18 protein-coding genes are annotated in these 21,965 nt (G+C 38.9%); 6 read left to right on the top strand and 12 right to left on the bottom strand.

All coding sequences use genetic code 11. From position 1 onward, the window contains the following. Positions 1 to 118: 118 nt before the first annotated feature. Together yihI and hemN are read left to right on the top strand one after the other, a co-directional pair. Entirely contained in the window at positions 119 to 610 is a 492-nt protein-coding gene (gene yihI / locus DES39_RS00965; protein ID WP_121143909.1) for a Der GTPase-activating protein YihI, read from the top strand. Between the two features lie 149 nt (positions 611 to 759). Next, positions 760 to 2,145: an oxygen-independent coproporphyrinogen III oxidase gene (gene hemN / locus DES39_RS00960; protein WP_121143908.1), complete on the top strand. Its 1,386-nt coding sequence runs from the start codon at positions 760 to 762 to the stop codon at positions 2,143 to 2,145. A gap of 109 nt (positions 2,146 to 2,254) precedes the next feature. Here hemN and DES39_RS00955 read toward each other — a convergent pair whose 3' ends face one another. The 10 genes from DES39_RS00955 to DES39_RS00910 all read right to left on the bottom strand — a co-directional run bounded on the left by DES39_RS00955 (position 2,255) and on the right by DES39_RS00910 (position 14,814). After that, a complete protein-coding gene (locus DES39_RS00955; protein WP_121143907.1) occupies positions 2,255 to 4,366 on the bottom strand; it encodes a WG repeat-containing protein in 2,112 nt (703 codons plus the stop codon). Between the two features lie 162 nt (positions 4,367 to 4,528). After that, positions 4,529 to 4,921 (bottom strand): 30S ribosomal protein S9, encoded by a 393-nt coding sequence (rpsI, locus tag DES39_RS00950; RefSeq protein WP_121143906.1) that lies wholly within the window; start codon positions 4,919 to 4,921, stop codon positions 4,529 to 4,531. Between the two features lie 11 nt (positions 4,922 to 4,932). Continuing rightward, complete coding sequence (gene rplM / locus DES39_RS00945) at positions 4,933 to 5,361, bottom strand: 50S ribosomal protein L13 (protein WP_121143905.1); 429 nt, start codon at positions 5,359 to 5,361, stop codon at positions 4,933 to 4,935. Positions 5,362 to 5,592: 231 nt separating this feature from the next. Continuing rightward, positions 5,593 to 6,573 carry a Gfo/Idh/MocA family protein gene (locus DES39_RS00940; RefSeq protein ID WP_121143904.1) on the bottom strand — a complete coding sequence of 327 codons (981 nt, stop codon included), beginning with the start codon at positions 6,571 to 6,573 and terminating at the stop codon, positions 5,593 to 5,595. Positions 6,574 to 6,621: 48 nt separating this feature from the next. Beyond that, entirely contained in the window at positions 6,622 to 8,160 is a 1,539-nt protein-coding gene (gene ilvA, locus DES39_RS00935) for a threonine ammonia-lyase, biosynthetic (protein WP_121143903.1), read from the bottom strand. Between the two features lies 1 nt (position 8,161). Beyond that, complete coding sequence (ilvD, locus tag DES39_RS00930) at positions 8,162 to 10,012, bottom strand: dihydroxy-acid dehydratase (protein WP_121143902.1); 1,851 nt, start codon at positions 10,010 to 10,012, stop codon at positions 8,162 to 8,164. A gap of 140 nt (positions 10,013 to 10,152) precedes the next feature. Next, positions 10,153 to 11,082: a branched-chain amino acid transaminase gene (locus tag DES39_RS00925; protein WP_121143901.1), complete on the bottom strand. Its 930-nt coding sequence runs from the start codon at positions 11,080 to 11,082 to the stop codon at positions 10,153 to 10,155. A 29-nt stretch (positions 11,083 to 11,111) separates the two neighbouring features. Further along, positions 11,112 to 11,342, bottom strand: a complete 231-nt coding sequence (locus tag DES39_RS00920; RefSeq protein ID WP_121143900.1) for an ACT domain-containing protein — start codon at positions 11,340 to 11,342, stop codon at positions 11,112 to 11,114. A 21-nt stretch (positions 11,343 to 11,363) separates the two neighbouring features. Then, positions 11,364 to 13,058: an acetolactate synthase 2 catalytic subunit gene (ilvG, locus tag DES39_RS00915; protein WP_121143899.1), complete on the bottom strand. Its 1,695-nt coding sequence runs from the start codon at positions 13,056 to 13,058 to the stop codon at positions 11,364 to 11,366. A gap of 412 nt (positions 13,059 to 13,470) precedes the next feature. Further along, a complete protein-coding gene (locus DES39_RS00910; protein ID WP_147405404.1) occupies positions 13,471 to 14,814 on the bottom strand; it encodes a hypothetical protein in 1,344 nt (447 codons plus the stop codon). Positions 14,815 to 15,564: 750 nt separating this feature from the next. Here DES39_RS00910 and leuS point away from each other — a divergent pair. The 4 genes from leuS to nadD are packed head-to-tail and all read left to right on the top strand — an operon-like array spanning position 15,565 to position 20,375. Then, positions 15,565 to 18,147 carry a leucine--tRNA ligase gene (leuS, locus tag DES39_RS00905; protein ID WP_121144743.1) on the top strand — a complete coding sequence of 861 codons (2,583 nt, stop codon included), beginning with the start codon at positions 15,565 to 15,567 and terminating at the stop codon, positions 18,145 to 18,147. Between the two features lie 53 nt (positions 18,148 to 18,200). Next, positions 18,201 to 18,713: an LPS assembly lipoprotein LptE gene (gene lptE, locus DES39_RS00900; protein WP_121143897.1), complete on the top strand. Its 513-nt coding sequence runs from the start codon at positions 18,201 to 18,203 to the stop codon at positions 18,711 to 18,713. Beyond that, complete coding sequence (holA, locus tag DES39_RS00895; RefSeq protein WP_121143896.1) at positions 18,710 to 19,726, top strand: DNA polymerase III subunit delta; 1,017 nt, start codon at positions 18,710 to 18,712, stop codon at positions 19,724 to 19,726. Before lptE ends, holA begins: the two co-directional genes overlap by 4 nt. Next, a complete protein-coding gene (gene nadD, locus DES39_RS00890; protein WP_121143895.1) occupies positions 19,719 to 20,375 on the top strand; it encodes a nicotinate-nucleotide adenylyltransferase in 657 nt (218 codons plus the stop codon). Before holA ends, nadD begins: the two co-directional genes overlap by 8 nt. A gap of 79 nt (positions 20,376 to 20,454) precedes the next feature. Here nadD and DES39_RS00885 read toward each other — a convergent pair whose 3' ends face one another. Together DES39_RS00885 and DES39_RS00880 are read right to left on the bottom strand one after the other, a co-directional pair. Continuing rightward, a complete protein-coding gene (locus DES39_RS00885) occupies positions 20,455 to 20,877 on the bottom strand; it encodes a YcgN family cysteine cluster protein (protein ID WP_121143894.1) in 423 nt (140 codons plus the stop codon). 6 nt (positions 20,878 to 20,883) lie between these two features. Continuing rightward, on the bottom strand, positions 20,884 to 21,942 hold the full coding sequence (locus DES39_RS00880) for a lytic murein transglycosylase (RefSeq protein WP_121143893.1): 1,059 nt from the start codon (positions 21,940 to 21,942) through the stop codon (positions 20,884 to 20,886). Positions 21,943 to 21,965 lie beyond the last annotated feature (23 nt).

Raw genomic sequence — 21,965 nt, 5'->3', positions numbered from 1 at the left:
ATTAAAATCACATATATACTGCACATTAAAGTGACTTGAGTGTATAATTTCCTGCATCAGTTCCTATTTGTTCATCACTATACAGATGAATTATTAATGAAATATTAAATGGCCTATTATGATTAAAAAGAAACCGAGTAAAAGCCGTGAAGAGATTAATGAACAATCTCGTCAACTGAAACGTAAACGCAAGCATAAAGGGCTACCAAGTGGCTCTCGTATTCAAGGTGCAGATAACACATCGAAAAAAAACGATAATGTTATCAATGATCCTCGAATTGGCAGTAAAAAACCAATTCCATTAGTTGCAAATGGTGCAGTGAGTCAGACTAAACCACACAAAACTAAACCAGTAACGGCAAAACCAATCAAACTCACCCCTGAAAAAGAGCTTGAGCAATTAGAAAATGATCCTTATTTAGATCAATTGCTCGATTTGATTGATGAAGGTGAAACACTTTCAAACAAACAACAGCAAGATCTCGATAGAATGCTTGATCGCATTGATGCGCTCATGAACCAACTTGGTTTAACTATCGAGGAAGACGAAGATAATGAATTTGCCGATGACACCAAGGAAGATATTGTCAGTTTATTAAAAAAACAGTGATAGTATGTTAGCACTCATTATGCTCAGTTTATATTTTGGTTTATTTATCTGTTTTATCCTTTATATGCACAAACTGAGCAAAATAAAACGTTCTTTCTTGATAAGAAAAAAACGTAAAGTCAGTCTCAAACAAAATAGAAAAACACGCAATGTCAAACAAAAACAGTAATACCGAGATTATTTGGGATCAACAATTAATCCAAAAATATAACTACTCTGGACCGCGGTATACTTCATACCCAACAGCGTTGGAATTCAATGAGCAGTATAGTGAAGCGCAATTTTTAGCGGCAACATCGCGTTACCCAAATAGACCGCTATCGCTATACGTACATATCCCTTTTTGCCATAAATTGTGTTATTTTTGTGGTTGTAACAAAATGGTTACTCGTAATCATAATCGTGTCGCCACTTACTTAACCGCTTTAACGCAAGAAATTACCTCACGCGCAGCGCTATTTAAACATCGAATTGTCACTCAAATGCACTGGGGTGGCGGAACGCCGACATATCTTAATGATGATGAAATTAGCTATTTAATTACGACATTAAAAAGCCATTTTCAGTTTTCTGCTGATGCAGAGCTATCGATTGAGATTGATCCCCGCGAAATTGAGCCTCATACGATTGATCATCTAGCTAGTGTCGGTTTTAATCGCCTGAGCATGGGGATTCAAGATTTTAATCCCGAAATCCAACGTTTAATCAACCGCGAACAAGACGATAAACTCATTGAATCGTTAATTGAACGGGCAAGAATCAACCATTTTAAATCGATTAGTTTAGATTTAATTTATGGATTGCCGAAACAAACCGTTGATAGTTTTACTAAAACATTAGAAAAAGTGGTCAAACTGTCTCCTGATAGGCTAAGTGTCTTTAATTATGCACATTTGCCAGCTCGGTTTGCCTCTCAACGTAAGATCAAAGACCATGATTTACCTAGTGCGGCTGAAAAATTAGCTATTTTACAAACCAACATTGAGTTTTTAACCCAGTCGGGCTATCGCTTAATCGGTATGGATCATTTTGCCAAACCCACTGATGAACTGGCAATCGCCCAACAAAATGGCGTATTACACCGTAATTTCCAAGGCTATACAACTCAAGGTGAAGCCGATTTATTGGGACTTGGTGTATCAGCAATTAGTATTTTAGGTGATAGTTATGCTCAAAACCAAAAAGAGTTAAAAACCTATCAAGAACAAGTTGCATTATCCGGTAATGCGCTTTGGAAAGGCTTTACTATGAGTGAAGATGATAAAATTCGCCGCGATGTCATCAAACAGCTTATTTGTCACTTTTACTTAGATAAATCCACAATAGAAAAAACTTACCATATTGATTTTAATCACTACTTTGCCGAAGATCTCCAACTTTTATCGACCTTTATTCAAGACGGTTTAGTCACGAATGAATCAACATCTATCAGAGTATCTGCGAAAGGACGCTTATTGATTCGAAATATTTGTATGTGTTTTGATATTTATATGCGCCAACAGGTTCGCCAACGACAGTTTTCAAGAATTATTTAAATAGACTGAGATGCACAGAAATTCAGGTTGTGTGCATCTTTTTACCAATGGTAAGAAATATCGTATCAAACATAACTGATGCTACACGCCCTTGAATATCAACCCAAGCTTAATCAATATGTTCTCCTTTATTATTATATGTCGAACCATCATGAAAAAAGTAAGTGATACTATCTGGCCCATTTCTTTCACTGGCAGCTAAGGATGTATCAAATCGTTTGATAACCGAATTAGTTGGACTAATCAATTGATATTGATCATTTTGTTCAACTAATGCAGAACCACCAATAAATTGACTCGCACTTTGATAGAGACAAGGAATCGTTAATTTACCTTGAGTATTAATATAACCATATAATTGATTACTGCTACATTCAACCACTGCAAGTCCTTCTGAAAAAGGCGACACGTTAATATATGAATCTAAAGCAATCTCCACGTCCTGACCCTGACGATTAACAAAGCGTTGTTGCTGTTTATCAGTGGTCACTAATAATAGATTATTTTGACTAAAATTATCGGATACATCAAAATAAGGGGCCGTTGATAATTGTTGCCCTTTATCGTCGTAGAGATGATAATTATCATAACAATAGTAAGTGATATTATCACGGCTTGTTGTACTATATTTATAATAGTTTGGTTCTTGTGTTACACATATCTCATTTTTTACAATGAAATTATTTTTATCAACCGTTACTCGTCCTTGACCCGAAAACAATTTTTGTAAATTATTGCTGTTATAAACTTCATTATCATCTATTTGCTTTGCCTTATTGATCCGGCTAGCAATAATAAAAGATTCAGAAATATTAATGTTACTATATTGCAGAGGAATCGCTAATTGATGATTTTGGATATCGACTAATCCTTTGATAAAATTATTATTTGCGTCCTGATTAACGATAATCCAGCGCTGTAAATACAGTTTACTATCCATCATATAAAATGGTTGTGGTGCAAATTGTTGATTGGCCGTATCTAATCGATAAATTTTATAATTCCAGCCATCATTAATAAGTGAAACCCGATAATATTGATCAACCAGGTAGTCAATATCACGATAATTCCCATCAACGATTATCTCTCCGGTTTCAGCTTTCAATCCTTTAACATTATTATCACCGAAGGAAGAAACAATCGCATGATTATAATATGGAGATTTAGAGGTATTAATCTGCGCTTGATATGCCATGATTTGTGGATCAGGCTTAACAAATAAGGTTATTGTCATCGGTTGACGTTTAAAATAATAGGCAACCCTAGTCGTCAATTGCCCATAAACCTGCTGCAGATTATCTGATAATACCTGAATATGATCTTCTAAATAACGTAAAAGTTGAGTTTTGTCGGTAATAACGTTTTGATCAATTTGATTCAATAATATTTGATAAAAATTGATAATAATGTCTATTTCAGGCTGATTAAATTGGTATGACCATTGATTTGATGAGTTGACAATATGATTTTGTTTGTCTATTGCTTCTACATGTAAAATGCTATCAGGATCCCGATTAACGAATTCAAATTCAGCCACATTATTATCTACGAACAATAAATTAATATCACCTTGTTTAGTAGATAACTTTGATGCAGTAAAAGTTAATGTTTCTAGCGGCTTATCTGGGACCATATAATTGACTAGAATATCGATAATTGTAATTCGTTTGGTACTTTCAACAGAATATTGTAAGCGTGCACGATACATATCGAGAGCGTTATCGTTGAGCTCTAAAAATGTACCATCATAAAAAGTAACCTTATTCAGGGCAATCAGGGGGGGAGTAAAATTATAACGCTTATAAGTGGTTAACTGATCTCTTATATCATCAGATAAACCAGCAAGTTGTATGATTGAGTTTTCATCTTCAATTGATTGTGAAAAAGAAAGATTTTTCACTAATTGTTTTACCATTTGCTGTATTTGATTTCGATCGATGATAATAAACTCATCCGACTCATCCGACTCATCCGCTTGCTCTACCGAATCAAATTTAATAATCGGCAAAGTCTCCTGATTAAGTGGAAAACTTTTTAACCGGCTCAAATCCTGCCGTAATATTGATGTTATATCGGTAAAATTTTTATCTGCCAAAGATTGCTCAAAATGACTTAATAGTGATTGTGAGTCATAATCGTTGATTGAGTTAGCAAAAATATTGTTTGACCATAAAAAACTCCCCAAAAGACAGATAGAAATTAAAAAATGTTGATATTTCATATCGTTATTATTCTCAATTATCAGCAAGATATATTAAAAATTTTATTTAGCCAGTTGACAATATAATAATATACTCAATAAATTCATAGGAATGAATATCATCAAAGTCATTTTGCATAAAAAAACCCAGCATAAGCTGGGTTTGACATTTTGCAATTGCAATTAACGTTTTGAGAATTGTGGACGACGACGTGCTTTGCGTAGACCCACTTTCTTACGTTCAACTTTACGAGCATCACGAGTAACAAAGCCCGCTTGACGTAGTGAAGAACGAAGAGTTTCATCATATTCCATTAACGCACGAGTAATACCGTGACGAATCGCGCCAGCTTGACCAGAAATACCACCACCTTTAACTGTGATGTAAAGATCAAATTTGCCGACCATTTCAACTAACTCTAGTGGTTGCATTACAACCATACGAGCAGTATCACGACCAAAGTATTGCTCTAAAGAGCGTTGATTAATTACAATGTTACCACTGCCTGGTTTAATAAAAACACGAGCAGAAGAACTTTTTCGGCGACCTGTACCGTAATATTGATTATCAGCCATCTTCTATCCCCTTAAATATCTAAGACTTGCGGTTGTTGTGCCGCATGGTTGTGCTCACTACCTGCGTAAACTTTTAATTTACGGTACATTGCACGACCAAGAGGACCTTTCGGTAACATGCCTTTTACAGCAATTTCGATGACTTGTTCAGGATGACGTTCAATCATTTCTTTGAAAGTCGCTTCCTTAAGACCACCAATATAGCCAGTATGACGATAATAGATCTTATCAGTGCGTTTTTTGCCAGTTACAGCAACTTTTTCTGCATTGATAACGATAATATAATCACCTGTATCTACATGGGGTGTATATTCTGCTTTATGTTTACCGCGAAGGCGGCTTGCGATTTCTGTTGCTAAACGACCAAGTGTTTTACCACTTGCATCAACAACGTACCAGTCGCGTTTTACTGTTTCTGGTTTAGCTGAAAAAGTACTCATTAGTATTTTACCTAAAGTTTTAGTTTATCTCACGTCAATAAATCAACCATTTGACTTATCTACACTTATTTGCTTATTTAGCAAGAAATATTCACCCCTTCGAGCAATAAATTCCTTCAAATAAAACAACAAAGCAATGTTGGGAAAACATTGCCGTAACGTGGGTGCAACTATTATACAGAAATAAAATAATATCGCTAGCTACCCAATACAAATTATTGCAACTTTTAACTATACTTTATCGGCGGGGAAAACAATGCCAGTCTGTCGCCGAATTTCGGTCAACAATTCAGCTGTAGTTAAACTTAAGTGAAGTCCACTATGATCAACAGCTACATGTTGACATAAAACCGCAAATTGTTTTGCTTCGTAATACATCGTATTATCATGTTGCGGTAAAGTAATATCTTGCCACTCACCTTGACGCGGTTTATACATCACCTTTTCACCGACTGAAAGATGTTCGATGATTAGCGCCCCCTCTTCACCTTGTATTTCACTTGGAATATGGGAATCACTGACTTTTGAATGACAAATAACCACATCAAACTCACCGTAGTTCATGAGCACCGTGCCATGTGCATCAACACCTGACGCTAATAAACTGGCCTGTGCATTAATATGATTTGGCTTGCCCCATAATCCGACCGCGAAATTTAATGGGTATACGCCAATATCCATAATCGAACCGTTGGAGAATTGAGGATTAAAAGTATTTGGGTTCTCACCATTTAAATATCGAGCATAGCGAGAAGAGTACTGGCAATAACTTAAAAACACCTTACGAATTTTGCCCAGTTTTGGTAAAAACTGTTTTACCACATCATAATTAGGCAAATAAAAGATTTTTAGTGCTTCAAAAATGACACGGTGATGTCGCTTAGCTATCGCAATTAAGGCGTTCACTTGTTCTGCGTTTGAGGCAAGCGGCTTTTCACAAATCACATGTTTACCATTTTCCAGCATTAATTTCGCTTGTTCAAAGTGTAACGAATTTGGACTAGCAATATAAACGGCCTCAACCTTAGCGCTACTTGCTAATGCCGCTAAGTCAGTAAATACAGTATCAACAGCATATTTACTCGCAAACTCGGTTGCCGTTTGATAATGGCGAGAGTACACGGCCACAAGCTTGTATTCACCCGTTTGTAAGGCCGCTGCAATAAATTTATCCGAAATCCAATTGCTACCAATTACTGCTAAATTAATCATAATGCCTCTCGTGATCAAAAATAAAAGGCCTAAATAGGCCTTTTATTATCAGTTAGTTAAAAAGAACTTTAATGATGGATTATCTGTCTCATTATGATAATCATAATTGAGCTCTGCTAAGTGAGCTTCAAAAGCATGGTTATCCGGTTCAATCTCAAATGCAGCTAACACTCGGCCATAATCAGTTCCATGACTACGATAATGGAAAAGTGAAATATTCCAATTAGTGCCTAATGTTTGTAAGAATTTTAATAGCGCCCCTTGTGATTCAGGGAATTCAAAACTATACAGTTGCTCTTTAATTGGTAGACAAGGTTTGCCACCAATCATATAACGCACATGCAATTTTGCCATTTCATCATCAGATAAGTCAGCAACTTGATAACCGCCCGCCGTTAATTCAGAAATGATCTCTACCTTCTCTTGCTCACCATTATTAATTCTTACACCAACAAAGATACACGCCAGCCCCTTATCATGATATCGATAGTTGAATTCGGTCACAGTCCGCCCGCCTAACAATTGACAAAAAGTTAAAAAGCTGCCTTTTTGTTCCGGAATCGTCACAGCAAATAATGCTTCTTTCTTTTCACCTAATTCACATCGTTCAGAAACATAGCGTAAAGTATGAAAATTCAGATTAGCACCGGATAAAATATGGGCTAAATTTTCACCGCGAATATTGTGCTGCTCAACATACTTTTTCAAGCCAGCTAGCGCCAAGGCACCGGATGGTTCGGCGACAGCCCGTACATCGTCAAACAGATCTTTTACCGCCGCACAAATTTCATCGCTATCAACAATGACAATGTCATCAATATACTGCTGGCATAGACGAAAGCTCTCATCACCAATTCGTTTAACCGCAACGCCTTCAGCAAATAGACCAACTCGGTTGAGATCAACCGGTTTACCGGCATCTAAAGCCGCTTTTAAACAAGCCGAATCTGCCGCTTCAACCGCAATCACTTTGATTGATGGCATGATCTGTTTAATTAAAACTGCAATACCGGCAGCCAGTCCACCACCACCAACAGGTACAAAAATACGATCTAACCGAGCATTTTGTTGTAGCAGCTCCATCGCGACACTACTTTGACCTGCAATCACTAAAGGATGATCAAAGGGAGGGATAAAGGTTCGACCTTGCTCTGTGGCCAGTTCAATCGCTTTATTTTTTGCCTCATCAAAGTTCGCCCCATGTAGCAGCACTTCACCACCAAATCCCTTTACCGCATCGACTTTAATATCAGGGGTCGTCATGGGCATTACGATCAAAGAATTAATCCCTAATTTGGTTGCTGATAATGCCACGCCCTGAGCATGATTGCCCGCTGAAGCGGCAACAACGCCACTTTTTCGTTGTTGTTCATTCAAGCTGGCGAGCATCGCATAAGCACCACGGATTTTAAAACTATGGACTTGTTGGCGATCTTCTCGCTTCACAAAGACTTGATTACCAAGTCGTTGTGATATTTTTTCCATCTCCTCAAGAGGTGTGACAATTGCAACATCATAAACAGATGAACATAAGGTTGCTTTCAAATAATCGGCACCAGTTAACTTTTGTTCTGTTGTCGCATTCACCTTAGCCCCCTAATTTGCTTTTATCGCGTACGGCACCTTTATCTGCACTGGTCGCTAAACTTGCATAAGCTTTTAATGCATAAGACACTGCTCGCTGACGATTTAATGGGGTCCATGCTTTGTCGCCACGCGCTTCTTGCGCGGTTCGACGTGCTGCAAGTTCCACTTCGGTAACGTCTAATACTAATTTACGATTTGGAATATCAATGTCAATAATATCGCCATCGCGCACTAAACCAATCAAGCCACCACTTGCCGCTTCAGGTGAAATATGACCAATCGATAAGCCTGATGAGCCACCCGAAAAACGGCCATCGGTAATTAAGGCACATTTTTTACCCAAACCCATTGATTTTAGATAGCTCGTTGGGTAAAGCATCTCTTGCATGCCGGGTCCACCTTTTGGTCCTTCATAAATAATCACCACCACATCACCGGCAACCACTTTACCACCTAAAATCGCATCAACCGCTTCTTCTTGGCTTTCAAACACTTTAGCTGGTCCTTTAAAGACAAGGTTTTCTGCTGCAACACCGGCTGTTTTAACAATAGCACCATCAAGTGCGATATTGCCATAAAGCGTCGCCAGTCCGCCATCTTGGCTATAAGCATGTGCTTTATCGCGAATACAGCCATTTTGGCGATCATTATCTAACGTATCCCAATAGCAATCTTGTGAAAATGCTTTCGTTGTACGAATACCAGCCGGGCCACTGCGGTACATTTTTTTCACTTGTTCGTCTTGGCATTGCATGATGTCGTATTTCGCAAAAGTCTGCTCTAAATTTAAGCCAAGCACATTCTTAACGTTATGGTTAAGTAAACCGGCGCGATCAAGTTCCGCCATAATGCCAACTACGCCACCAGCACGGTGTACATCTTCCATATGATATAGTTGGGTACTTGGCGCTACTTTACATAAATGAGGCACTTTACGTGATAAACGATCGATATCTGACATGGTAAAATCGATTTCACCTTCTTGCGCGGTTGCTAATAAGTGAAGTACCGTATTAGTTGATCCTCCCATGGCAATATCTAATGACATGGCATTTTCGTAAGCGGCTTTTGTTGCAATCGCACGGGGTAATAATGATTCATCATTCTGCTCATAATAACGCTTAGTAATATCAACAATATGTTTTGCCGCATCAATAAATAATTTTTCACGCTGCTTATGGGTTGCCACTAACGAGCCATTACCCGGTAGAGCTAAGCCAAGCGCTTCCGCCAAACAGTTCATGGAGTTGGCGGTAAACATGCCCGAACATGAGCCACACGTTGGGCACGCTGATTCTTCAATTTGCTGGCTAACACTGTCAGAAACGGTTGGATCAGCACTTTGAATCATCGCATCAATAAGATCTAATTTGATAATCTGATCAGAAAGCTTAGTTTTACCGGCTTCCATTGGGCCACCAGAAACAAAAATCACGGGAATATTAATTCTCAACGCAGCCATTAGCATACCAGGAGTGATTTTGTCACAGTTAGAGATACAGATCATCGCATCAGCACAGTGAGCATTAACCATATATTCAACCGAGTCCGCAATTAATTCACGTGAAGGAAGCGAATACAACATACCACCATGCCCCATGGCAATCCCATCGTCAACCGCAATGGTATTAAACTCCTTCGCAATGCCGCCGGACGCTTCGATCTCTTTCGCGACTAATTGACCAATATCTTTTAAATGAACATGACCCGGAACAAATTGCGTAAATGAGTTAACCACCGCAATGATTGGCTTACCAAAATCTTCATTTTTAACGCCAGTTGCACGCCATAATGCGCGTGCCCCAGCCATATTACGGCCTTCTACAGATGTTGCTGAACGATACTTCGGCATATAATGCTCCCAATTCTTTTTCCAATAATTTAATAAGTATATACATAATTAACTAAAAATTGCAGATTTTAGTGCATTCCCTAGCAAAATTGTCAGGGATCAATAACTTAAAGCATAAAACGCGCTAAACGCGTTATGGATTATTTCACCAAATCAAGCCAACCATATTTATCGGTGGTTTTACCATTAAATAGACCAAAAAATGCCTGCTGAATTTGTTTGGTCATAGGGCCACAGCGACCTATGCCAATTTGAATACCATCGATACTACGCACTGGGGTAATTTCAGCGGCAGTGCCTGTCATAAAGACTTCATCAGCCAAGTACAGTGATTCACGCGATAGGGTTTGTTCACAAGTCTCAATCATTAAATCTTTAGCTAATGTTAAAATGGCATCGCGCGTAATCCCAGGCAATGCAGCCGACGTCAACGTTGGGGTATAAAGTATGCCATTTTTAACAACGAAAATATTTTCGCCAGCACCTTCTGATACGTAGCCATGTACATCTAAAGCAATCCCTTCTTGATAACCATGGCGACGCGCTTCATTACCCACTAAAAGTGAAGATAAATAGTTGCCGCCCGCTTTAGCCGCCGTAGGAATGGTATTTGGCGCAGCACGATTCCAGGAAGAAACCATTGCATTAATGCCCTGTTCTAACGCATCCTCACCTAAATAAGCGCCCCAAGGAAAAGCCGCAATAATGACATCAGTGCCATATTCCTCAGGTGGATTCACGCCCATGCCAATATCACCAATAAAAACTAACGGCCGAATATATGCACTGGTTAAATGATTTTGTTTGAGCGTTTGCCGCGTTGCAGCCATCAGCTCATCGACGCTGTATGCCAATGGCATACGATAAATTTTTGCAGAATCATGTAAACGCTGCATATGTTCACGGTGACGAAAAACAGCAGGGCCTTGATGAGTCTCATAACAACGTACCCCTTCAAACACCGAAGAACCGTAATGTAGCGCGTGTGACATCACATGAACTTTAGCATCAGCCCATTTAACCATTTCGCCATTAAACCAAATATAATCAGATTTTGCCGTTGTTGCCATTTTATTACTCCTTTAGATAAATTTTGCTATTATTCTTGTTCATTCATCGTAACAATATCAGCTAACTTGAGCAGCTGATCATAGATTTGCTGTTTTGATTTGACATTAGTTAGCTCAACCTTAATTAGTAGCCGAGTTTGGTCATGTGTCTGCATATTGAGTGTGACCACTTTGCAGCCACGATGGCGAATGACACGCAAAATACGTTCTAATGAACCCGGTCTATCATGAGCATTAATTAATAATTGATACGTTTCCATTTTGATTTTTCCTAAAAATTCTTATTCTGTAATCGACTCAAGCATGTCATGATTAGCGGCGCCAGGTGGAACAAGTGGCCACACATTCTCCATTGCATCGATTTTGACGTGCAATAAAAAGGCCCCTTCTGTGGTGAGTAACTGCTCAATCGCCGGTAAGACTTCTGCTTTGGTGGTAATTAATCGACCCGGTATATTAAATGCACTGGCCAAAACTAAAAAATCAGGATTATCCGATAAATCGGTTTCGCTGTAACGTTCTTTAAAGAATAGTTGCTGCCACTGGCGCACCATACCTAAACGAGAATTATCGATTAAGACCATTTTAATCGGCAGGTTCCTACGTTTAATGGTTGCTAGCTCTTGAATATTCATCATAAAAGAGCCGTCACCTGAAATACAAATCACGCAATCATCTGGTCTGGCAATTTGCGCACCAATTGCTGCTGGCAAGCCAAATCCCATCGTGCCAAGCCCGCTAGAACTAATAAACGTATTAGGATCTTTAAATAACATATGCTGTGCTGCCCACATTTGATGCTGGCCAACATCGGTTGTCACAAATGTTGCGATCGCTGCTTGCGCTAAAATCGCATTAGATAGCTGCTTGAGCATTAATGGCGCATATATCGCCTCACCAGGGTGATCGTAACGCGGCACATATTGCTGCTTCAATGATAAAATATGCTGCTGCCAATCACCAATATCCACAGATTGCTTTAACATCGGTATCACCAATTTAGCATCCGCTTGGATTGCAATATGAGCCAGTTTCAATTTACACAATTCCGCGGGATCAATATCAATATGAATCACGTTAGCATGCGTGGCAAATTGATTAAGATTGCCAGTTACACGATCATCAAATCGCACACCAATAGCGATCAATAAATCACACTGTTGCACGGCCAAGTTAGCTGACTTAAAACCATGCATCCCAACCATACCGAGATAGTACGGATGATTGATATCTAACGCCCCAATACCTTTTAGCGTTGTCACCGCAGGAATACCGGTCTGTGTCACTAACTCTCGCAGTTCCATTACCGCATCAGCCATCATCACCCCACCACCAATATACAATATCGGTTTTTTAGCTTGATTGATTAGGTCATTAGCAGCTCGGATCTGTGAAGTCGTCGTGGAGGTCAGTGAATGAGTTAAAGTGTCAAATGGATGATAATAATGAGAATGGGTTAAGCAGTGTTCAAAATCAAGTTGAGCTAATTGAATATCTTTAGGAACATCAATTAAAACCGGCCCCGGCCTCCCTGAGTTGGCTATCGCAAAAGCTTGCTCAAGGATATCAGGTAAGGCGGTTGGGTCATCAACCAAAAAACTGTGCTTGGTACAGGCAAATGACATTCCTAATATATCAACCTCCTGAAAGGCATCTGTGCCAATTAATGCGCGAGGCACTTGACCGGTAATTGCAACCACCGGCACGGAATCAACTAACGCATCCGCCAGCCCGGTTAAAAGATTGGTTGCACCCGGCCCCGATGTTGCAATGCACACCCCAGTTTTACCCGTTGAGCGAGCATAACCAATCGCTGCCATTGCCGCACCTTGCTCGTGACGACATAATAGATGTTCAAGTCCGCCGTCATAAAGAGCATCATAAAGTGGCATTATCTGCCCACCAGGATAACCAAAAACGGTTTTTACCCCTTGCTGCTTTAATGACTTAACGATCCACTGTGCTCCTGTCGTCATGACTGCTCCCCTTTTGCTTTATTATTAATAAAAAAAAACCCCTGCAATATTGCGGGGGTTTTAAATTGTTGATATAGACTTAATTTAACTCAATAGCGCCCCCGCGTTGGCATAATAATGACCACGCTAATAATGTTGATGAGGACGATACGAATATTAATTAAGTTCATACTATGTAATTTTTACCTTTAATCTCTCTGAATGGGTATTTGTCATATACTGTAAATACCATGTACTTTTAATCAAAATACTCGCTTTTTATAAAAGTGCAACTTTTTTTTATGAAAAAGTGAATGGTATAAATTTATTTACTAGCCAACAAAATAATATTGGATATTGTTATAAACTCACTCTACCCATCTAGTATTACCAGTGACAAAATGCAGCCTAACGGCTGCAGTAATAATAATGATTACTTACTGACACAAGCTGACCTAACATAAATATTATTGGAATCATAAGTGCTTACCTCACCTGTCGCGGAGTTGACTATATATTGTGAGGTGCTACCGTATTTATCACTAGTCCAAAAAATTGTTTGGTTAAAATCACTTTCAGTATAGTAGCGAAATGAAGTCACTCCCCACTCTGAAAATAATCCGCCACCAATCTGGCGTTGATAATTTTCATTAGGATTATTTGGATTTTCAAATCCAACTTCACCTGTAGCATTTGTTAAGTCTCGCACAGCCATCATGCGATAATTTCCACCGGCAACTGACGCACAATAACTGGCTGAATTACTGTAATTACCGTCTGTATTTTTACGTGCAATAAACCATTGTTTAAGGGTAAAACTGTATAAGTCAGTTGAACCAGCTGATAATTTGAATGTTGTGGCTGTAAAAGCGCTTGACCCGGGACTGGCAAAACTAGGGCCATTTAACGTCACTCGCACAATGTTAGCGCCAGCACCATTAGGATTTGGCGTTAACGTCAAGCTAATATTACTACTCCCTGATACTTTCGTTGCCGTAACCGAACTACCCAATACACCATTTAACAAAATGTCAAAAAAAGCTTGATTAAATCCGGTCGTTGGAAAGTTACGACTTGGAGTATTAACATCTTGCACTAAAAATCCTTTCGCCGGATTCCATTGAGTAGTAGAGCCAGCGTACACACCCGTCCCATAATTTAAATTAGGTTGGATATAACACACTTTTGAGCCACTGACAGGCGGTTGTAAATAATAGCTTTTAGTACTCTGGGTAAAATAGCTCGTACTTGGATCGCCATATTGTGTTGATAAGCTCCCATCGGTTGATGAAACAGTCAGCTGATAAGGCCCAATGTAAGGAGCATCACATCCTCCAAGTGCAGTATCAGGTGTCGTTTTTACGGTATTGGTAATGTCGGTGCCATTCACATCAAGCCAGTTGACTGTCAAGCTACCTGTCGCGGTAGGATTAGTATCGCCATCAGAATCTCCCCAATAGCTATAAGTATTAACTAATTCATTCAAAGAAACTGACGGATAATCAGCATTCGTTGTAGATAAGGGAACCATGGTCGTAATGCTGGCAAACGTATCATTTTCATTGGGTAATATGATTGGTGATGCCGAGCTGGAATTATCACTTGAGGCAGTAATAACTGTGCCATCTGATAGCGTAATGCCAAGCAAACCTTCCGTTGTCGTTACTTTAGTCATACCACCATCAAATGTTAAATACGGAGGTGTACCTTGCACATCAGCAATAGTGGTAACGGCATATCCCGCCTTTGCAGATAAAGGTATGAGCGATGTAGCCACACCTATAAATCCCAATAGAATTAATGAAACTAATCGCTGTAAATAAGATGCGCTCAGTTGAGTTAGCGCTGAAACTATTATCTTAGCATGACAAATAAAATGGTTTTTCATCGGATTACACTAATTTTTTTAAAATCGTATTTATGTTTAATAATTGGTATTCTTGCTTGAATTTCATACTCGGTCAAACAAGCGGACAGTGGTTAATTACCATTATTTGGAAAAGATTTACATAAAATGATCAATTATTTAAAAGAAATCGGTGTTTCAAATTGTGGGTATTCATTATCAAGCCATTTTCTAATGCACTGTATTTATTTGTCTTTTAATAAGAAATAGAGATAATTATTAGCAATAAAATATGATAATTATTTTCAGTTTAGTCACTCTAAAGCGGGGTTTTAAAATATTACTTAAAAATAAAGTAAAGAAGAGATAAGAAAACGTTAAAATTTAATTTAACCATATAAATCATTAAGTTAATCTGATTTTGTGATATGGTATATTTTGATAAATCTCAAATTTTAAAGATACAAAACATCTCATCATCCAAACTTAATGCATTGCGAGCAATGTCGAACATCATGCGCGCAGAATTTAATAACATAAAAATGGGGCAAATTAGCAATCAGATATTTCATTTTTGCCCAATACCCCCTACAATTAGCAGATAATTTATTTAGTTAATTGTATCGAAAATACACGTACAAAATATAGTTAATAGGACGCAGACCAACTATGTCAACACATATGCAAGAACAATATCGCCCCGATGAAATTGAAGCGCAAGTTCAACAATACTGGCACGATAATAAAACATTTCATGTTACCGAAGATAATAATAAACCGAAATACTACTGCTTATCGATGTTACCTTACCCGTCTGGTCGGCTCCATCTTGGTCATGTTCGTAACTATACTATCGGTGATACCATCTCGCGCTTTCAGCGTATGCAAGGCAAAAATGTATTACAACCAATTGGTTGGGATGCGTTTGGTTTACCAGCTGAAGGCGCCGCAGTAAAAAACAATACCGCACCGGCAAAATGGACTTATGAAAATATTGCTTATATGAAAAAGCAATTAAAACTACTTGGCTTTGGCTATGACTGGGATCGAGAAATCACAACATGTAGACCCGAGTACTATAAATGGGAACAGTGGTTTTTTACCAAGCTTTATGAAAAAGGTTTAGTGTATAAAAAAACCTCAGCGGTAAACTGGTGCCCAACTGACCAAACCGTGTTAGCCAATGAACAAGTGGTTGAAGGTTGCTGCTGGCGTTGTAATACACCGGTGGAACGTAAAGAGATTCCACAATGGTTTATTAAAATTACCGCTTATGCACAAGAGTTACTAGACGATTTAGAGACCTTAGAAAGCTGGCCAGAACAAGTCAAAACGATGCAAAAAAACTGGATCGGTCGTTCTGAAGGGGTTGAGATCGATTTTAATGTACTAAACTATAACGACAAATTACGCGTTTACACTACCCGCCCCGATACCTTCATGGGGGTGAGCTTTGTATCGGTTGCTGCCGAGCATCCAATTGCTCAATTAGCCGCTCAAAACAATGCTGATATCGCTGCATTTATTGCTGAATGTAAAAATACCAAAACAGCAGAAGCAGATATGGCAACAATGGAGAAAAAAGGTATCGCTACCGGATTTTATGCGATTCATCCATTAACTAATGAAAAGATTCCAGTCTGGATTGCCAACTTCGTGTTAATGGAATATGGTACAGGTGCCGTCATGGCAGTACCGGGTCACGACCAACGTGATTTTGAATTTGCAAGTAAATATGATTTACCAATAAAAGCGGTTATTTTAGATCAAGATGACAATGCGCCAGATTTAACTCAACAAGCTTATACTGAGCATGGCAAACTCTTTAACTCCGGTGAATTTGACGGGCTTGATTTTGCACAAGCGTTTGACGCAATCGCTAGTAAATTGATTAACCTAGGTGTCGGTGCGCGCAAAGTTAACTACCGATTACGTGACTGGGGCGTCTCTCGTCAACGTTATTGGGGTGCGCCAATTCCAATGGTGACGTTAGAAGATGGTACAACCATTCCTACGCCGGAAGATCAAATTCCGGTTATTCTACCAGAAAATGTGGAAATGAACGGTATCACAAGCCCGATCAAAGCCGATCCGCAGTGGGCAAAAACCACCGTTAATGGTCAATCCGCGCTACGCGAAACCGATACGTTTGACACATTCATGGAATCCTCTTGGTATTACGCTCGCTATACCTGCCCTCACTATGATAAAGGCATGTTAGATGAAAAAGCTGCCAATTATTGGCTACCGGTCGATCAATATGTTGGCGGAATTGAACATGCCATTATGCATTTACTGTATTTCCGCTTTTTCCATAAACTGATGCGTGATTTTGGTATGGTAACATCAAGCGAACCAGCCAAACGCTTATTATGTCAAGGTATGGTACTTGCTGATGCCTTTTACTATACAACAGCGACGGGGGAACGTATTTGGATTTCACCAACTGAAGTCACCGTTGAACGAGATGATAAAGGCCGGATTGCCAAGGCTTACGATAAAGAGGGTAATGAACTGATTCATGCCGGCATGACAAAAATGTCTAAATCTAAAAATAACGGCATTGACCCACAAGAAATGGTGGAAAAATATGGCGCAGATACCGTTCGCTTATTTATGATGTTTGCCTCTCCTGCAGATATGACGCTTGAATGGCAAGAGTCTGGCGTTGAAGGTGCAAATCGCTTTATTAAACGAGTTTGGCGTTTAGTGTACGAGCATGCAGAAAAAGGCCCAGTTGCCACATTAAATTGTAATGAACTCAACGATGAGCAAAAAGCGTTACGTCGTGAACTCCATAAAACGATTACCAAAGTTAGCGATGATATTGGTCGTCGCCAGACATTTAATACCGCAATTGCTGCCGTCATGGAATTTATGAATCGTCTGCAAAAAGCGGCGCAAGACTCTAGACAAGATCGTGCATTAATGGATGAAGCATTACAAGCCATTGTACGTTTACTTTCACCGATGATGCCGCACGCGTGTTTTATGATGTGGAAAGCACTCGGTCATCAAGACAGCATCGATAATGCCTCATGGCCTGTTGCTGATGAAGCAGCCATGGTAGAAGATGAGAAACTTATTATTGTACAAATTAACGGTAAATTACGCGCAAAACTGACCGTTCCTGCTGATGCCACAGAACAATTTGTCACTGATATGGCTAAATCTGAAGTCAATATCCAAAAATACTTGGAAGGCACAACTATTCGTAAAGTCATTTATGTACCGGGCAAATTATTGAATATTGTTGTTGGCTAATCATTGAAAATACGGGGTAAATTTGTTTACCCCATAAATTTTAGGTAAAATACATGAAAAAATGGCTCTGCTTGTTTGCATTAATGTCTCTGCTATTAAGTGGTTGTGGTTTTCACTTACAGGGCGATGCAGAAATTCCTAAGCAATTTCAAACAATGGCTTTTTATAGCAGTGACCCATATGGCTCACTCTCTCGAGAAATCAAAAAAGTATTGAGAGAGAACAATGTGCAAATCGTTAATAATGATGATAAACATAATTATCCCGCTTTAAAAGTTATTGATGACAATATGGATAAAACGACTATCTCAATTTATCCAGATGGTAAATCGGCTGAATATCAATTAACGTTAATGGTTAATGCTCAAGTCATTATTGCCGGTAGCGATATCTACCCATTGACTGTTAAAGTATTTAGAACCTTTTTTGACAATCCGGCCAGTGCATTAGCAAAAAGCACTGAGCAGTACATGATTGAGCAAGAGATGTATAGCCAAGCAGCTATTCAGTTGATTGGTAAACTAAAATCAATCAATATGATAGAGCAAAAAATTAACACACAATGATAAAAATTAGCGATAGCCAATTATTGGCAAAGTTAGCTAACAATGATTCGCTACGCTATTTCATAACCGTGGGAAGCGATCCCTATTTGCAATACTTAACTCAAAATCAAATTATCGCTAAGTTACGCACATTAGGATTTGCAGAACACAATGTATTTGCCATTGATAATCAAACTGATTGGGATCTTGTTTATCAAAGCAGTCAAGCGATGAGCTTATTCTCGAGCCAAACCTTACTTATTTTGCAGTTTGGTGAAACCGCTTTAAATGTGGCGATTGCCAAAAAACTCGATGAACTAACGCAACACTTATCACCCGATGTGAGCGTGTTAATCTCATTAACTAAAATGAGCAAAACACAAGAAAATGCCCAATGGTTGCAAAATTTATCCGAACAATTATTGATTGTCAGCTGCAATACACCAGATGCTAAGCAATTACCGCAATGGATAGAGCAACAGTCACATCTGCTAACATTAACCATTGAAAAACAGGGAATTGAGCTATTAGCTTATTATTATGAAGGTAATTTACTCGCGCTAAGCCAGATATTAGACCAGCTTAAGCTACTCTATCCTAAAGGCACCATTAGTTATGACCAATTAGAAGGTCAGCTCAATGATTCCGCTATCTTTACGCCTTATCACTGGATCGATGCCATGTTACTTGGTAAAACCAAACGCTCAATGCACATTTTGCAGCAGCTCAAAGTTAATGATATCGAGCCATTAATTCTATTACGTAGTATTCAAAGAGAGCTGATTTTGTTGATTAATTTAAAAAAATATACTATGCAGCATAATTTAAAAGCCGCTTATGATGCTTATAAAGTCTGGCAAAGTCGGCGTAATCTAATAACGCCTTATCTTAATCGCATCAATCTTAATCAGCTTTATCAGGTATTAAAAAAACTGGCTGAAATTGAAGTGATGCTAAAACATGATTATCACTCTCCTGCTTGGGAACGAATTACAGCGCTCAATATACTATTTATAGGCTCAAGCAATGACTAATTGTTTAACTGCACTCTTTGGTGGCACATTTGATCCGATCCATTATGGGCATTTATTACCGGCCGTAGCCTTAGCAAAAGAGGTAAAATTATCGCACATTAGCCTGTTGCCTAATCATATTCCGCCGCATAAACCGCAGCCAGAAGCATCGACCCATCAGCGTATTGAGATGCTCAAACTTGCTATTGAAGATAAGCCAATATTATCAATTGATCTGCGTGAAATCGTGCAAGCAAGATTAGATAGACCATCTTATACGATTGAGACACTACAAGCCTGGCGGCAAGAAAACGGTACTCAGCAAGGCTTAGCATTTATTTTAGGCCAAGATTCGTTACTTAGCCTACCTACTTGGAATAATTGGCAAACATTACTCAAATATTGCCATTTACTCATTTGCCGTCGTCCGGGGTATGCAAAGACAACCAATGATACACAGCTTAAAGCTTGGATTAATCAGCATCAAACCCATGATATTCATGATTTACATCAAAATGCCAGTGGCTTTATCTATTTTGCTAATACGCCATTAGAAGATATTTCAGCGACAGAAATTAGGGATAGAATTAGCCAGCAACAGAGCTGTGAGTCCTTATTACCCCCTAAAGTGTGGCAATATATTCAAGCAGAGCACCTCTACGGCGCATAATTTATTAGGATTGGTATTAACATTAAAATTCCAACCCAGTGACGGGCAAAACAACATAAAGCCAAATATCGTGGTACGCCTAACGAATAATATGATCCTGCCAGTGAATTACATCCTCTTCATATACGATACGATTTTGCACCGAAATACGCTTTTTATGCATCATTGTTTTACTACCCGTTATCAGCGGATGCCAATCGGGTAATCGATTATGCTCTTGAAAATAAAGGTAGCTACAGGTTTTAGGCAGCCACTCAATGGTAAATAAATTTTGACGAGTCAACTTAATACAATCCGGTTCATAATCAAAACGGTTAGCATAATGCTTACATTGACAAGTTTGGCTATCAAGCTGATTACAGGCAACGTTGGTATATAAAATTTCATCAGTATCTTCATCAATTAATTTATTTAAACAGCATTGCCCACAGCCATCACATAACTGTTCCCACTCACTATCACTCAGCTCGTCTAATGTTTTATTTTGCCAAAATGCGATCATGATTAATTAATTCCCTTCCGTGTTATTTAATGAATCATCCGTTAAGCTATCAGCAAGCATACCCACACTAATGGCAAATGGGTATGAACGATTCCAATGCATCAATGTTCTGAAATTACGATACACCAAGTAACCTTGACCACTGCCTACATCAGGAATAATCACCCAAGCTTGAGTATTATTGTTGGGTTTAGCTTTAGAATCACTAAACGTAATGCCGGTTTTGAGCCACTCAGATACCGCGCGAACTTTGTCATTATCGAGCCCCGCTAACTGACTATCAAAATTATCCGGCAGTTTAATCTTATTACCCCATCCTTCATTAGCTTGCCAGCCAACTGTCGCTAAATAATTAGCGGTTGAAGCAAACACATCTGACATATTATTCCAAATATCGATTACGCCATCGCCGTCGCCATCTAAGCCATAAGCAAGATAGGATGATGGCATGAATTGATTTTGTCCCATTGCCCCAGCCCAAGAACCTTTAAACTGTGATTTTTCAATGTGGCCATTTTGTAGAATCGTTAATGCTGACATCAGCTCTTTGGTAAAAAAGGTCTCTCGTCGACCTTCAAATGCCAATGTCGATAAAGCGGAAATAATATCTTCTTTACCTTGATATTTACCATAGCCACTTTCAACGCCCCATAATGCCAAAATATAGGTTTGTGGCACATGCGTCAATAAAGTTGCATTGCGTATCTGGTCATGAAACTCTAAATATTTCTGTTGAGCCAATTTAATGCGTGTGGGGGACACTGCGCGCGTTAAATACTCATCAAGCGTCGATTTTTTTTCAGGTTGATTTTTATCAGCTTGAACCACATGTTCAACAAAATGCACATCTGTAAAGGCGATTTCAATGGTTTTATCATTAATGCCTTGCGTTTTAGCATAATGCTTTAACGCCTCAATATAATCAGGAAAATAGTGCACTTCCCGTGGCTTATCAAAACCGATAACACTGGTTTTGATCTCATTGGATGTCTGTTCAGATTGACTAGCGCATCCCCATAACACAGCAATACCACCAATCAGCACCAGTGCTTTAATCAGTTTCATCAATAACTCCTCACCATTTAGCG

The sequence above is a fragment of the Orbus hercynius genome, from assembly GCF_003634275.1.
In the GTDB taxonomy this organism is placed as follows: domain Bacteria; phylum Pseudomonadota; class Gammaproteobacteria; order Enterobacterales; family Orbaceae; genus Orbus; species Orbus hercynius.
The sequence above is the reverse complement of the archived record's forward strand: the minus strand, read 5'-3'. Positions and strand labels throughout refer to the sequence as shown.